This is a genomic window from Pseudomonas sp. ES1 (assembly GCF_050586605.1).
GTDB lineage: Bacteria > Pseudomonadota > Gammaproteobacteria > Pseudomonadales > Pseudomonadaceae > Aquipseudomonas > Aquipseudomonas sichuanensis.
Genome location: NZ_JBOBDM010000096.1, coordinates 1 through 13,484 on the forward strand (window position 1 = coordinate 1; position 13,484 = coordinate 13,484).

Sequence of the window (13,484 nt, forward strand, 5' to 3'; positions counted from 1 at the left end):
CAGCGCAGGGGCCGTATGATGGGAGCAAGCGGTTTTGCCTACTTTTTCCAAGAAAAAAGTAGGCCGCCGTAAGGGCGGAAAGGTAACTAAAAGTCGACATCACCGCTGAATGCGCATACATCTACAAAAACAAACACCCTGAAACCCGAACCCGAACCCGAACCCGAACCCGAACCCGAACCCGAACCCGAACCCGAACCCGAACCCGAACCCGAACCCGAACCCGAACCCCACTCAACGAATGAAATGCACCTTCCCGCTATCATCATTCCCCATATAAATCCCATACACCCCCGCCTGCCGCTCAAGAATGTACCGCTCCAAGATCTGCCGAATCGCCGGGTAATAGATCTCGTCCCAAGGAATCTCGTCAGGCTCGAAGAACTTGTAGGCCAGGGTCTCAGCCCCATACTCCCCGGTCTCTTCAGTCGCAATGGCGCGGAAGATGATGTACACCTCGCTGATCTGCGGCACGCTGAAAATCGAGTAAGGCGAGACGATCTCGCCCCGCACGCCACTCTCTTCCCATACCTCGCGCAACGCCGCCTGCTCGGTGGTCTCGCCAGCCTCCATGAACCCGGCCGGCAGTGTCCAGGTCCCTGGCCGCGGCGCAATGGCCCGCTGGCACAACAGGTACTTGCCATCACGCTCGATGATGCAGCCAGCAATGATTTTCGGGTTGATGTAGTGGATGTAGCCGCAGTCGGTGCAGTGCAGACGTTCGTGGGTGTCGCCGTTGGGGACGCCCCGGGCCAGTTCCGTGGTGCAGTGCGGGCAGTAGCGCGGGGCGGTGGGCATGGTCAGCGGCCTATGCGAGGGTCCTTGAGGGGCAGGGGAGCGACGATTTCGCGGACCTTGGCGTTGTCGTCCTGTTTCTGGCGCAGGTAGTCCAGTGCCACTTTTGCGGCGGCGCGTACATGGTCGACCGAGGCCTGGTGCGCGACTTGCGGGTCGCCGCTCTTGATCGCCTCGACGATTTTTTCCATTTCACGGTTGCTGGCGCTGCGGCGGTTCTCTTGCGACACCGAGGTGGCGCGCAGGTAGCTGATGCGCGCCTGCAACTGGCGCAACTGCTGGGCGGCCACCTGGTTGCCCGAACCTTCGAGCAGCACGTCGTAGAAACCTTGCACCGAGTCGAGCACCTGCTGCAGCTCGCCGTCTTCCAGCGCTTCGCGGTTGACTTCCAGGGCGCGCTCCAGGGCGCGGATGTCCTTGGTCTTGGCGTTGAGGGTGAACAACTGGACGATCAGGCCTTCGAGCACGCAACGCAGCTCGTAGATGTCGCGGGCGTCTTCCAGGGTGATGATGGCCACGCGTGGGCCCTTGGCGTCGGCGAACTCGACCAGGCCTTCGGATTCGAGGTGGCGCAGGGCTTCGCGGACCGAGGTGCGGCTGACGCCGAGGCGATCGCAGAGGTCGCGCTCGACCAGGCGATCGCCCGGCAGCAGGTGGAAGTTCATGATCGCGCTGCGCAGTTTGTCCAGCACGATTTCACGCAGGGTAACGGGGTTGCGGTTGACCTTGAAGCTGTCGTCGAGTGGCTGGCGTTTCATCAGGGGCGCTCTTTTATGAGGCTGTTGCGCCAACATCGCGAAGGGCCACGAACCGTGGCGCTCCTTGCAGTGGTTCGAAACAGCCCGTTGTTAACGGGTTGACTCTGCATCGGCTTCGGCGAAGGCCTCGCGGGCCAGGCGGAAACTGTCCACCGCCGCAGGTACGCCGCAATAAATGCCGACTTGGAGCAGGATCTCGCGAATCTGTTCACGGCTCAGGCCATTGCGCAAGGCGCCGCGGATGTGCAGCTTGAGCTCGTGGGGCCGGTTGAGCGCGGAAATCATGGCCAAGTTTATCATGCTGCGCTCTTTGAGCGACAAGCCATCGCGGCCCCAGACATGGCCCCAGCAGTACTCGGTAACCAGCTCCTGGAGCGGCTTGGTGAACTCGTCGGCGTTCTGGATCGAGCGGTTGACGTAGTCCTCGCCCAGTACCTGGGTGCGGATCTGCAGGCCTTTCTCGTACTTTTCGTTGCTCATCTGCCGAGGTCCTTGAACGTTGAATGAAAAGGGGGGCCGCAACCGAAGGTGAGGGGGTATGCGCGGCCCCCGGAAACTGTAAGGTCGGGGTTGCCTTCTTCGCGGGTAAACCCGCTCCCACAGGATGTGTGCAGTACCTGTGGGAGCGGGTTTACCCGCGAAAAGCCTGGCTGGATATCAACCCAGCGGCGGCAGCGCGCCGAGCTTGCCCTTGTGGTAGACCATCGGCGTCACCGGCTGCTCGGGCAGCACCAGGTTCTTCACCGCGCCGACGATGATCGCGTGGTCGCCGCCGTCATACTCGCGCCACAGTTCGCACTCGATGATCGCCGTGGCCTTGGTGAGCAACGGGTTGCCCAGTTCGCTCAGCTGCCAGTCGATGCCCTTGGCCTTGTCCTTGCCCTTGCCGGCGAAGGCATAGGCCTCGGCGGTCTGGTCGGCGGACAGCAGGTGGATGGCGAACTGCTTGCTGTCGCGCAGGATCGGGTAGGTGTCCGAGGCGTAGTTGGGGCAGAACAGCACCAGTGCCGGCTCGATCGACAGCGCGCTGAAGGCGCTGGCGGTGATGCCGACGATGGCGCCGTCGGCGTCCAGGGTGGTGACCACGGTGACACCGGACGGGAACGAGCCCATCACGTCTTTGTAGATGCCGGGTTCGATCATCTCGTGTTCCTCCTAGCGCATCACGAACGGGTCGGGCATGGGCGCGGTGGAGAGGTTGATCCACACCGTCTTCAGCTCGGTATAGGCAAGCACCGAATCGATGCCGCTCTCACGGCCATAGCCGCTGTTCTTGAAACCGCCGATGGGGGCCATGGCCGATACCGCGCGGTAGGTGTTGACCCAGATGATCCCGGAGCGCACGTCGCGGGCCAGGCGGTGGGCGCGGCCCAGGTCGCGGGTCCAGATGCCGGCGGCCAGGCCGAACTGCGAGTCGTTGGCCATCGCCAGGGCCTGCTCCTCGGTCTTGAAGCGGATCACCGCTGCGACCGGGCCGAACACTTCTTCCTGCATGATGGTCATCGAGTTGCTGTCGCACTCGAACAGGGTCGGCTCGTAGAACCAGCCGTCACCTTCGACCTCGGCACGCTTGCCGCCCATGCGCAGCGTGGCGCCTTCAGCCTTGGCCGCGGCCACCAGGCCTTCGATCACGGCCAGTTGCTGAGCGGTGGCGATGGGGCCCATCTCGCTGCTTTCGTCCTGCGGGTTGCCGATGCGGATGCTTTTGGCGCGGGCGATCAGGCGTTCGACGAACTCGTCGAAGATCTCGTCCTGCACCAGCAGCCGCGAACCGGCCACGCAGCTTTGCCCGGAGGCGGCATAGATGCCGGCCACGGCGCCGTTGATGGCACTGTCCAGGTCCGCGTCGGCGAAGATGATGTTCGGCGACTTGCCGCCCAGCTCCAGCGACAGCTTGGCGAAGTTTTCGGCGCTGCTGCGCACCACATGGCGGGCGGTGGCGGCGCCGCCGGTGAAGGCGATCTTGCGCACCAGCGGATGGCGGGTGAGGGCGGCGCCGGTGCTTGGGCCGTAACCAGTCACTACGTTGACCACGCCGGCCGGGAAGCCGGCTTCGAGGGCCAGGCGGGCCAGCTCGAGGATGGTCGCCGAAGCGTGCTCGGAGGGCTTGAGCACGATGGTGTTGCCGGCGGCCAGGGCCGGGGCCAGCTTGATCGCGGTCAGGTACAGCGGGCTGTTCCAGGGGATGATCCCGGCCACCACGCCAATCGGCTCGTGCACGGTGTAGGCGAACAGGTCCGGCTTGTCCAGCGGCAGGGTGCCGCCTTCGAGCTTGTCGGCCAGGCCCGCGGTGTAGTGGAAGAACTCCGGCAGGTAGCCGACCTGGCCGCGGGTTTCGCGGATCAGCTTGCCGTTGTCACGGCTCTCCAGCTGGGCCAGGTGTTCCTTGTTCTCGGCGATCAAATCGCCCAGGCGGCGCAGCAGTTTGCCCCGGGCGGTGGCGGTGAGGCCGCGCCAGGCAGAGCCTTCGAAGGCGCGCTGGGCGGCCTGCACGGCCAGCTCGACGTCGGCTTCGGCGGCGTCTGGCAGTTGCGCCCAGGCCTGGGCGGTGGCCGGGTCGAGGCTGTCGAAGGTCTTGCCGCTCTGGGCATCGAGCCACTGGCCGTCGATGCACATCTGGAAACGAACGAGGGTCATGCAACAATCCCCTTGGCGGATTCGGTGAGGGTGCGGGCTTGCTTGAGGAAGTCCAGCAGCATCTTGTTGACTTCGCGCGGCGCTTCCACCGGCATCATATGCCGTTGCTCGGCGAGGACCACGCTCTGCGCACCGGGGATACGCGCGGCGAGCTGGCGGGTCATGGCCGGGGTGGAGCCGCTGTCGAGTTCGCCGGTGGCGATCAGCGTCGGCACCTGGATGCTGCCCAGGTCGCTTTCGCGGTACATGTCCTGGGTGGCGAACAGCGAATAGGTGGTGTGGTAGCCCTGCGGGTCGTTGCTGGCAAGCACCTGGCGGATGGCGGCGACCTGGGCCGGGTTGGCGGCCTTGTATTCGCGGCTGAACCAGCGCTCGAGCGCTGCGTCGACGTTGGCGTCGGGGCCCTGTTCAAAGGCTTGCGCGGCACGGGCGATCACCCCGGCGCTCTGCTCGGGGGTGCGGTTGAACACGCTGTTGAGCACCACCAGTGCGGCCAGGCGCTGCGGGTAAGCGAGCGCGAAGGCGCGGGCCACCAGGCCACCCATGGAAAAGCCGATCACGGTGGCCTGGGCGATCTGCAGGTGGTCGAGCAATTCGGCGAGCTGTTCGGCGTAGCCTTCGAGCGGCGTGTCGCTGGCGGGCACGCGGCTCTGGCCATGGCCGAGCATGTCGTAGGTGATGACGCGGTAGTCGTTGGCCAGGCCGACGATCTGCCCGCCCCACATTTCCTTGTTCAGGCCCACGCCGTGGATCAGTACCACGGGCTGGCCCTGGCCTAGGTCCAGGTAACTGGTCCCGGCCGGTGTACGTTCAGCGACAGGCTGAATCATGGAGGGCGCTCCTTGAAGGTCGGGCGCGGCGGGAATGCTCGCCACGCCCAGGCCCGTCTTGGTTGTTGTTATTGAGCGTTGGCTTTTTCGGCAGCCAGTTCTTCCAGGTCGATGTAGCGGTTACCGATGCGTGGGTGCAGGCGGCCACCGTCGGCGGCGCCCAGCACCACGACGATCTCGTCGGCGCGCGGGGCGTCTTCGATCTGCATTTCCAGGGTGATGTAGTGCGAGCGCAGGCCTTCGTCGTCCTTCTGCATCATCGGGATCTGGATCGAGGTGCCCGGGCCGCCGCGCTTGTTGGTGAAGCTCAGGTAGCTCTTGGCCTGCACGGCTTCGCGGTAGTGGTTGCCGAAGCGCAGGGTGTGGATCACCGCCGAAGCATGCTCGATTTCGCCGTCGGCGCCGACCACGGCGGCTTTGCCGTAGGCCTCGATCTTGTCGGCACCGCCGATGGCGGCGGTCAGGCGCTCGACCATCAGTGCGCCCAGCTCGGAGCAGTTGGCGCGGATCTCCGGCTTGAGGTCTTCAACAAAACCGCGACCGGCCCATGGGTTCTTGATCACCACGGCCAGGCCGACCATGGTCACCGGCTTGTCTGTGGCCTTGCCGCCTTCGATGCGGGTTTCTTCGGAGTAGGTGACGATCTTGCGGATTTCGAAACTCATGGGGGGCTCCTGGTGAGGGTTATCAGCTCTTGTTGTCTGATGGTATACCATAATATTTGATGTGCAAGAGGGGGCTGAAAATTTCGTTGGGAAGGGGACGAAAGGTCGGCTGATGCCTTGATATCTGTGCTGTCTGTACTGGCCTCTTCGTGGGTAAACCCGCTCCCACAGGTACCGCGCAATCTTCAAGGCAGCGCAAGTCGTGTGGGAGCGGGTTTACCCGCGAAGAGGCCAGATGCCGTTGCGAAAAAAAGCCCGCTCGCGCAGGCCGCGAAGGCCCACGGGAGCGGGCGTGTCCCGCAATGTTTCAGGCAAAGGGAATTCAGGCGAAGGCCGGTACCACTTCCTTGATGAACAGCTCCAGCGACTTTTTCTTTTCGGCATGGGGCAGGCTGTTGTCGCACCAGAAGCTGAACTCGTCGACGCCGAGCTCCTGGTAATACTTGATGCGCGCAATGATCTCTTCGGGGGTGCCGATCATGGTGTTCTTGCGGATGTTGTCCAGCTCGAACGCTGGCACTTCGGCGAACTTCGATTCAGGGCTGGGCTCCAGGAAGCCATTGACGGGGGTGGTCTTGTTGCCGAACCAGGCGTCGAAGGTGCGGTAGAAGCGCGAGATGGCCTGGGCGCCGATTTTCCAGCCTTCAGGCTCCGACGGGCTGTGCACGTGGGTGTGGCGCAGCACCATCAGTTGCGGGCGCGGCACATCCGGGTTGTTGTCCAGGGCGGCCTGGAACTTGTTCTTCAGGTCCAGCACTTCTTCGTCGCCCTTCATCAGCGGGGTGACCATGACATTGCAGCCATTGGCCACGGCGAAGTTGTGCGAGTCGGGGTCGCGGGCGGCGATCCACATCGGCGGCGTGGCGTTGAACGGTTTGGGCACGCTGGTGGAGGTGGGGAACTTGTAGACTTCGCCGTCATGGGCGTAATCGCCTTCCCACAGCTTGCGCACCACCGGCACCATTTCGCGCAGGGCCTTGCCACCGTCGGTGGCCGGCATGCCGTTGGCCATGCGGTCGAATTCGAACTGGTAGGCGCCGCGGGCCAGGCCCACTTCCATGCGACCGTTGCTGATCACATCGAGCAGGGCGCATTCGCCGGCCACGCGGATCGGGTTCCAGAACGGCGCGATGATGGTGCCGGCGCCCAGGCGAATCTTCTCGGTGCGTGCGGCGAGGTAGGCCAGCAGCGGCATCGGGCTCGGCGAGATGGTGTATTCCATGGCGTGGTGTTCGCCGATCCACACGGTGCTGAAACCGCCGTCTTCGGCCATCAAGGTCAGTTCGGTCAGGTCTTCGAACAGCTGGCGGTGGCTGACCTGTTCATCCCAACGTTCCATGTGCACGAACAACGAAAATTTCATGGGGCTTTCCTCGGAGCTTGTTGTCTTGTTGTTGCCTGCCGGGGCAGGTTTTCAGATGGGTTGCATCATGCGAAGGCTGGCAGGCTGGCCATCTTGCCGCGGCAGTAGATCATCGGCCGTGGTGCCTCTTGCGGCGCGATCAGGTTGTGCACCTTGCCGACCATGATGGCGTGGTCGCCACCTTCGTATTCGCGCCACAGTTCGCATTCGATGACGGCGGTGGCGCCGGCCAGGATCGGGTTGCCGAGGTCGCTCAGGGTCCATTCGATACCGCTGGCCTTGTCCTTGCCCTTTTTCGCGAATGCATAGGCCTCGGCTTGCTGTTCACCGGACAACAGGTGAATGGCGAAGCGCTTGTTCTTCATCAACACAGGGTAGGAGTCGGAGCTGTAGTTGGGGCAGAACAGCACCAGTGGCGGGTCCATCGACAGCGAGGAGAAGGCGCTGGCGGTGAGGCCGACGATCGAGCCGTCGTCGTCCAGGGTGGTGATGACGGTAACGCCGGACGGGAAGGAGCCCAGGACGTTCTTGTAGACAGTTGCGTCGATCATCTTGTGTACCTCGGAAGGGCTGCGGTGGTCCGCGGTTTTTATCGTTGATGTGTCTGATGGTATACCGTAATACCTATTTTGCAAGCGGAATTTTCGGGTGCACGGATAACGCGATGAACGGTTAAGGCCCCGTATTCATTGGGTTTGGCAGTGAAGAGGCTGCGCCAAGGCGGGGCGCCAGGCAGATCAGATGCGCTGAAAAAGCGCGGCGCAGTGTTGTCAAAAGTTTGGAATACCATAATATGGTCCGCAGCTGAGAGGCCGCCTTGAGCGGTTTCCATACAAAGATAAAAAACGACCTTTCGAGCTGAAAACATATGTCCCAACCGTCGTCGCAACACCAGTTTGTCGAAAATCACACGGTCGATTACGTTCCACCTGCCGAGCGCCATGGGAAGGCGCGCGACCTGTTCACCCTGTGGTTCAGCACCAACATCGCGCCACTGCCCATTGTCACCGGGGCCATGGTGGTGCAGGTGTTCCACCTGAACCTGTTGTGGGGCCTGATCGCCATCGCGCTGGGCCATCTGCTGGGCGGTGTGGTACTCGCCCTGGCCTCTGCGCAGGGACCGCAACTGGGCATTCCGCAGATGGTGCAGAGCCGTGGCCAGTTCGGCCGCTACGGCGCGCTGCTGATCGTGTTCTTCACCGCGCTGATCTACGTCGGCTTCTTCATTTCCAACATCGTCCTGGCGGGCAAGTCGATCCACGGCATCGCCCCCAGCGTGCCGATGCCCAGCGCCATCGTCATCGGCGCCCTGAGCGCCACCGCCATCGGCGTGATCGGCTACCGCTTCATCCACATCCTCAACCGCATCGGTACCTGGGTGATGGGCTCGGCGCTGCTGGCCGGTTTCATCATGATGTTCGCCCAGGACCTGCCGGCGGACTTCTTCAGCCGTGGCGCGTTCAACCTGTCGGGCTTCATCGCCACTGTGTCGCTGGGCACCATCTGGCAGATCAGCTTCTCGCCGTACACCTCTGACTATTCGCGTTACCTGCCGCGTGAGATCGGCATTGCCAAGCCGTTCTGGGCCACCTACTTCGGCGCCACCCTGGGCACCATCCTGTGCTTCAGCTTCGGTGCGGTGGCGGTGCTGTGCGTACCGCAAGGCACTGACGCCATGGCCGCGGTCAAGCAGGCCACCGGCTGGCTGGGGCCGATCCTGATGGTGCTGTTCCTGCTCAACATCATCAGCCACAACGCCCTCAACCTGTACGGCGCGGTGCTGTCGATCGTCACTGCGATCCAGACGTTCGCCGCCCAGTGGACGCCGAGCATCAAGGTGCGCGTGGTGCTGGCAACGGTGATCCTGGTGGCTTGCGGCATGGTCGCGCTTAACGCTTCGGCCGACTTCATCGGTGAGTTCATCGGCCTGATCCTGGCGCTGCTGCTGGTGCTGGTGCCGTGGGCGTCGATCAACCTGGTGGACTTCTACCTGATCAAGAAGGGCGAGTACGACATCGCCTCGATCTTCAGCGCCGACGGTGGCATTTACGGCCGCTTCAACCACCACGCGATCATTGCCTACGCCTGCGGCATCCTGGTGCAGCTGCCGTTCGCTAACACTGCGCTGTATGTGGGGCCGTACTCGAACATCGTCGAAGGGGCTGACCTTTCGTGGCTGTTCGGCTTGATCGTGACCGTGCCGCTGTATTACTGCCTGGCGACGCGTAACACGCCGGTGAAGGCGGGCAGGGTGATTGGCGCGAACGACTGATTCATCGCGCAGATGCATCGCGGGGCAATTCGCAGCGGCACACCGCTGCGACTTGCCCCGCGATGTTTTCAAACCCTGTGCAGCCCTCGGATCAAACCTTGAACTGCGCCACCATGGCGTTCAATTCCACCGCCAGGCGCGACAGGTCCTGCGCTGCCGCGCTGGTCTGGTTGGCGCCGGCGGAAGTCTGCATGGCCAGGTCGCGAATGTTCACCAGGTTACGGTCCACTTCCCGTGCCACCTGCGCCTGTTGTTCCGAGGCACTGGCGATCACCAGGTTGCGCTGGTTGATCGAGGCGATGGCCTCGGCGATCAGCTCCAGCGCCTGGCCGGCCGACTGCGCCACTTCCAGCGTACCGTTGGCGCGGCCCTGGCTGCTGTGCATGGCGCTGACCGCGCGCCCGGTGCCGTCCTGGATGCCGCCAATCATCTGCTCGATCTCGGCGGTGGACTGCTGGGTGCGGTGGGCCAGTGCCCGTACTTCGTCAGCGACCACTGCAAAGCCGCGCCCGGCCTCGCCGGCACGGGCTGCCTCGATGGCCGCGTTGAGCGCCAGGAGGTTGGTCTGCCCGGCAATCGAACCGATCACGTCCAGCACCCGGCTGATTTCGTTGGCGCTGCTGGCCAGTTGTTCGATTTCCTGGGAGGTGCCGGTGACGTCGTCGACCAGATGCTGGATCGAGCTCAAGGCCTGGTTGACCTGGTCGCGGCCGTCGCGGGTGGTCTGGTCGGCGCCCTTCGACGCATCGGCGGTACTTACCGCGTTATTGGCCACTTCCTCGACCGCAGCGGTCATCTGGTTGACTGCCGTGGCGGCCTGGTCGATCTCGGCGCTCTGCTGGTGCAGGCCGCGGCTGGTGTCTTCGGTGACCGTGTGCAGTTCTTCGGAGGCCGAGGCCAGTTGGTCGGAGGAGGCGGCGATCTTGCGCAGGGTGTCGCGCAGGCTCTGTTGCATCTGGCTCAGGGCACGCAGCAGCAGTGCCGGTTCGTCACGGCCGCTGACCTGGATGTCGCGGGTGAGGTCGCCGGTGGCCACACGCTCGGCCACGGCCACGGCGTCGGCCAGCGGGACGACGATGCTGCGGGTAAGCAGGATGGCGATGGCGATGAGGGCGATGATGATCACCAGCAGTGAGCTGACGATCACGCTGAAGGCTTCGTCGGCGACGTCGCTGCTGCGCTGCGAAGCATCTTCGGCGCCCTTGCCGTTGTAGGCGATAAGGGCCGCCATGGCTTTCATCATGCTGTCGGCATGTTGGGTGAGCGGGCCGCTGATCTTGCGTTTGGCATCGGCCGCGCGGCCGGCGTTGATGTCCTTCAATACTTCCTGCTGCAGGCTGTAGTACTGCTGGTGGGCAGCGTTGAAGGCATTGAACAGGGCGCGGTCATCGGCGGCGATGATGGTGTCTTCGTAGTCTTTGAGGGCGGCTTGCAACTGATCGTTGACGGTCTGGAGCAGGGCAGTATTGCGGGCTCGCTCGTTGCTGTCGTCATCCAGGGCGGTGCGCAGGGTGAGCGCGCGGACGCGGCCGAGATTGCTGCCGATGTCGTTGAGGGCAACGACGGCGGGGATCCAGGTGATGCGAATTTCGTCGGTGGCGCTGTCCATCTGCCGGGTTTCGTAGAGAGAAAGCAGGCCCATTGCCAGGACCAGTGCACCTAAAAGCGCGAACACGCTGGCGGCGCGTTTGCCGATCTTCATATTCCGTAACTGCATGGCATGCTCCTTGACGTTGGCGTGCAGGCGTCAAGAGCATGGTTTGAGGGCCGCGATGGCGGGGTGCCAGGCTCTCGATGCGCTGCGGGTTAGGTGTGTTCCTCACCTTCGTGATGTTTTTTTGGCGCCAATGATGCCATATGGCCATTATTATTGACCAGTCATTCAATGTAACAGCACGTACAGGCTGATCCGTCATAAACTGACGGATCAGTCAGTTTTAGTTCACTTATACGATGGCAATCGCCGGGTCTGCGGCTGCCAGCGCCTGTTCACGGTCGGCTGCTGGTGGGTAGATCCACAGGGTGTTGATCTGGCGCTTGAGGTTCTTGCCTTCCTGGCCTTGCAGCACCAGTTCGCGTTCCCAGCCCTCGCTGTAGGCCGCGCCCCATTCGCCCAGGTCCAGGCAGGTGACGTACTTCGGCTGGCGGTACACCACGGGCGCCAGGCCCAGCAGGTCGGCCATGGCGTTGTTGCCCGAATGGCGGCCCATGGGGATGGCGTGCTGGCAGGTCATCAGCGCGTGGTTGCCGATGTCGTCCACCGCGGCCCAGGCGACGTCGCCGGTGGCGTAGATATGCGCCTGGCCGACAACTTTAAGGTGCGGGTCAACCCGCAGCCGGCCCAGGGCGTCACGCTCGCCTGCGACCTGCGCGGTCAGCGGGCTGGCCTTGACGCCAGCAGTCCAGATCACGGTGTTGCTGGCGATGTGTTCGCCATTGTCGAGGGTCACGCCGCCTGCCTCTACGGCCACTACCGAAGCACCGGTCAGCCACTCGACACCGGCGTGTTCCGAGGCGGCGACGATGGCCGGGGTGATACCGGCGCCAAGGGCGGCACCGATGCTGTCGGCCCGGTCCACCAGCACCACGCGGACATTGCCTTCACCGAGGATGGCACGCAGACGGGGCGTCATTTCGGTAGCGGTCTCGATGCCGGTGAAGCCGCCGCCGCACACCACCACGGTGTTGCGTGCCGGCGAGGCGGGCAGCTTGGCCAGGCCAACCAGGTGCTGCTCCAGGCGTACAGCCGATTCCATCTGGTCGACATCGAAGCTGTGCTCGGCCAGGCCCGGCACGGCGGGGCGAGCGACCTGGCTGCCGGCGGCGAGGATCAGGCGGTCGTAGCCCAGCTGCTGGCGCTGGCCATTGGCGTCGATATAGCCGACCTGGCGCGCGGCGCTGTCGATGCTTTCGGCGTTGCCGTGGATGAACTGCACGCCAACCACATCGAACAAGTCGCTCAGCGGGGCCTGCAAGGTGTGGGCATCGGCTTCGTAGAAGCGTGGGCGGATGCGCAGCTCTGGCTGCGGAGCCAGCACGCTGATGCGCACGTCGCCGGCCTGGGCCTGGTCGAGCAGGCGAGCGGCGCTCAGGGCGCTCCATACACCGGCAAAGCCGGCACCGATGATCAGGATATGTGGGGTCATGTGAGTGCTCCGCTAGGTGGGGAAAGGGCTTCGGTGGTGCGTTGGCTGCCTGCCGAATAACTACGACTGTATTGATCGTAGTTTGTCTCGGCAAGTATTTTTTTCAGCCAGTCCCCGTCCGGGCCTTGGCAAGGGCGGTCAAAACCTGCGGTTTTGCTGGTTTACAGGTGCTTGTTGTACTGATGGACTGGCGACGGGCGGCAAGCTGAGGCTTTGCCAGTTGCCGTTGATGGGCGTAGTATTTGCGACAAATTAAGTCGGAGATTGACATGTCGCTCTACAGTGCCGGCGTTGAGTACGGTATCCATTGCCTGTTGTTCCTGGTGGACGAGCGTGGCGACAGCCGCGAGTCCAGCGTGCGTGACCTGGCCGAGTTGCAGGGTGTACCGCAGGAGTACCTGGCGAAGGTGTTCACCAAGCTCGCTCGGGCCGGGCTGGTTGCGGCTACCGAGGGTGTACGGGGTGGTTTCCGTCTGGCGCGGCCGTCGGATGAAATAACGGTGCTGGATATCGTCACGGCCATCGATGGGCACAAGAAGATTTTCGATTGCCGCGAGATTCGGGAGCGTTGTGCGGTGTTCGAAGGCTCGGCGCCGGCTTGGGCGGTCGAGGGGACGTGTGCGATCAATGCGGTGATGCTGGGGGCGCAGAAGCGCATGGAGGAGGCTTTGGCGCAGCAGACGATCCTGGACTTGGCGCGGCGGTTCGGGCGCAAGGCGCCGGCGGCGTTTGGGCAGCAGGTCAATGAGTGGATGGGGGAGCGGCGGGACGGGAAGGGGAGTGGTAGCGGGGATATACCGGTGGTGGCTGTTTAAGTTGTTCTAGGGCTGCTGTTTCTTTTCTTGATTTCTTGATTTTATTCAGTGAGCGCGTTTTTGTTTTGATAGGTTTATGCGCATTCATTTGCGATGTCGACGCGTAGTCACCTTTCCGCCTTTACGGCGGGTTACTTTTTTTCTTGGAAAAAAGTAACCAAAAACCGCTCGCTCCCATCATCCGGCCCCTACGCTGCGCTTCG

The 13,484-nt window shown here is 63.3% G+C and carries 13 protein-coding genes; 2 read left to right on the forward strand and 11 right to left on the reverse strand.

The annotated features are described in order from the left end of the window. Positions 1 to 234 precede the first annotated feature (234 nt). The 9 genes from ACQ4N9_RS25430 to ACQ4N9_RS25470 all read right to left on the reverse strand — a co-directional run bounded on the left by ACQ4N9_RS25430 (position 235) and on the right by ACQ4N9_RS25470 (position 7,599). Positions 235 to 798, reverse strand: coding sequence for an NUDIX hydrolase (locus ACQ4N9_RS25430; protein WP_390970934.1), 564 nt, complete (start codon positions 796 to 798; stop codon positions 235 to 237). Between the two features lie 2 nt (positions 799 to 800). Then, positions 801 to 1,553, reverse strand: a complete 753-nt coding sequence (locus ACQ4N9_RS25435; RefSeq protein WP_110996546.1) for a GntR family transcriptional regulator — start codon at positions 1,551 to 1,553, stop codon at positions 801 to 803. Positions 1,554 to 1,643: 90 nt separating this feature from the next. After that, a complete protein-coding gene (locus tag ACQ4N9_RS25440; protein WP_125464441.1) occupies positions 1,644 to 2,033 on the reverse strand; it encodes a carboxymuconolactone decarboxylase family protein in 390 nt (129 codons plus the stop codon). A gap of 177 nt (positions 2,034 to 2,210) precedes the next feature. Next, entirely contained in the window at positions 2,211 to 2,696 is a 486-nt protein-coding gene (locus ACQ4N9_RS25445) for a flavin reductase family protein (RefSeq protein WP_125858987.1), read from the reverse strand. A gap of 12 nt (positions 2,697 to 2,708) precedes the next feature. After that, on the reverse strand, positions 2,709 to 4,190 hold the full coding sequence (locus ACQ4N9_RS25450; protein ID WP_390970937.1) for an aldehyde dehydrogenase: 1,482 nt from the start codon (positions 4,188 to 4,190) through the stop codon (positions 2,709 to 2,711). Further along, complete coding sequence (locus ACQ4N9_RS25455; protein ID WP_390970939.1) at positions 4,187 to 5,020, reverse strand: alpha/beta fold hydrolase; 834 nt, start codon at positions 5,018 to 5,020, stop codon at positions 4,187 to 4,189. The genes ACQ4N9_RS25450 and ACQ4N9_RS25455 overlap by 4 nt, the downstream gene beginning before the upstream one ends. Before the next feature lie 68 nt (positions 5,021 to 5,088). Further along, positions 5,089 to 5,685, reverse strand: a complete 597-nt coding sequence (locus ACQ4N9_RS25460) for an amino acid synthesis family protein (RefSeq protein WP_003256068.1) — start codon at positions 5,683 to 5,685, stop codon at positions 5,089 to 5,091. A gap of 322 nt (positions 5,686 to 6,007) precedes the next feature. Further along, positions 6,008 to 7,048 (reverse strand): LLM class flavin-dependent oxidoreductase, encoded by a 1,041-nt coding sequence (locus ACQ4N9_RS25465; protein ID WP_390970941.1) that lies wholly within the window; start codon positions 7,046 to 7,048, stop codon positions 6,008 to 6,010. Between the two features lie 65 nt (positions 7,049 to 7,113). Further along, entirely contained in the window at positions 7,114 to 7,599 is a 486-nt protein-coding gene (locus ACQ4N9_RS25470) for a flavin reductase family protein (protein ID WP_390970944.1), read from the reverse strand. A 317-nt stretch (positions 7,600 to 7,916) separates the two neighbouring features. Here ACQ4N9_RS25470 and ACQ4N9_RS25475 point away from each other — a divergent pair, with 317 nt between their 5' ends. Next, positions 7,917 to 9,320, forward strand: coding sequence for a purine-cytosine permease family protein (locus ACQ4N9_RS25475; RefSeq protein ID WP_258642117.1), 1,404 nt, complete (start codon positions 7,917 to 7,919; stop codon positions 9,318 to 9,320). A gap of 91 nt (positions 9,321 to 9,411) precedes the next feature. Here the strand turns inward: ACQ4N9_RS25475 and ACQ4N9_RS25480 are convergent, their stop codons facing one another. Next, the gene (locus ACQ4N9_RS25480; protein ID WP_390970946.1) at positions 9,412 to 11,037 is read right to left on the reverse strand and encodes a methyl-accepting chemotaxis protein; all 1,626 of its coding nucleotides are present in this window, start codon (positions 11,035 to 11,037) and stop codon (positions 9,412 to 9,414) included. A 229-nt stretch (positions 11,038 to 11,266) separates the two neighbouring features. Continuing rightward, a complete protein-coding gene (locus ACQ4N9_RS25485; protein ID WP_390970948.1) occupies positions 11,267 to 12,466 on the reverse strand; it encodes an NAD(P)/FAD-dependent oxidoreductase in 1,200 nt (399 codons plus the stop codon). 269 nt (positions 12,467 to 12,735) lie between these two features. Here ACQ4N9_RS25485 and ACQ4N9_RS25490 point away from each other — a divergent pair, with 269 nt between their 5' ends. Next, positions 12,736 to 13,281, forward strand: coding sequence for an RrF2 family transcriptional regulator (locus tag ACQ4N9_RS25490; RefSeq protein ID WP_125464434.1), 546 nt, complete (start codon positions 12,736 to 12,738; stop codon positions 13,279 to 13,281). The last annotated feature ends 203 nt before the right edge of the window (positions 13,282 to 13,484 follow it).

Bases quoted from the DNA above. Each gene is read 5' to 3' on its own strand.
- ACQ4N9_RS25430 (WP_390970934.1), bottom strand. From the start codon at position 798: ATGCCCACCGCCCCGCGCTACTGCCCGCACTGCACCACGGAACTGGCC.
- ACQ4N9_RS25435 (WP_110996546.1), bottom strand. From the start codon at position 1,553: ATGAAACGCCAGCCACTCGACGACAGCTTCAAGGTCAACCGCAACCCC.
- ACQ4N9_RS25440 (WP_125464441.1), bottom strand. From the start codon at position 2,033: ATGAGCAACGAAAAGTACGAGAAAGGCCTGCAGATCCGCACCCAGGTA.
- ACQ4N9_RS25445 (WP_125858987.1), bottom strand. From the start codon at position 2,696: ATGATCGAACCCGGCATCTACAAAGACGTGATGGGCTCGTTCCCGTCC.
- ACQ4N9_RS25450 (WP_390970937.1), bottom strand. From the start codon at position 4,190: ATGACCCTCGTTCGTTTCCAGATGTGCATCGACGGCCAGTGGCTCGAT.
- ACQ4N9_RS25455 (WP_390970939.1), bottom strand. From the start codon at position 5,020: ATGATTCAGCCTGTCGCTGAACGTACACCGGCCGGGACCAGTTACCTG.
- ACQ4N9_RS25460 (WP_003256068.1), bottom strand. From the start codon at position 5,685: ATGAGTTTCGAAATCCGCAAGATCGTCACCTACTCCGAAGAAACCCGC.
- ACQ4N9_RS25465 (WP_390970941.1), bottom strand. From the start codon at position 7,048: ATGAAATTTTCGTTGTTCGTGCACATGGAACGTTGGGATGAACAGGTC.
- ACQ4N9_RS25470 (WP_390970944.1), bottom strand. From the start codon at position 7,599: ATGATCGACGCAACTGTCTACAAGAACGTCCTGGGCTCCTTCCCGTCC.
- ACQ4N9_RS25475 (WP_258642117.1), top strand. From the start codon at position 7,917: ATGTCCCAACCGTCGTCGCAACACCAGTTTGTCGAAAATCACACGGTC.
- ACQ4N9_RS25480 (WP_390970946.1), bottom strand. From the start codon at position 11,037: ATGCAGTTACGGAATATGAAGATCGGCAAACGCGCCGCCAGCGTGTTC.
- ACQ4N9_RS25485 (WP_390970948.1), bottom strand. From the start codon at position 12,466: ATGACCCCACATATCCTGATCATCGGTGCCGGCTTTGCCGGTGTATGG.
- ACQ4N9_RS25490 (WP_125464434.1), top strand. From the start codon at position 12,736: ATGTCGCTCTACAGTGCCGGCGTTGAGTACGGTATCCATTGCCTGTTG.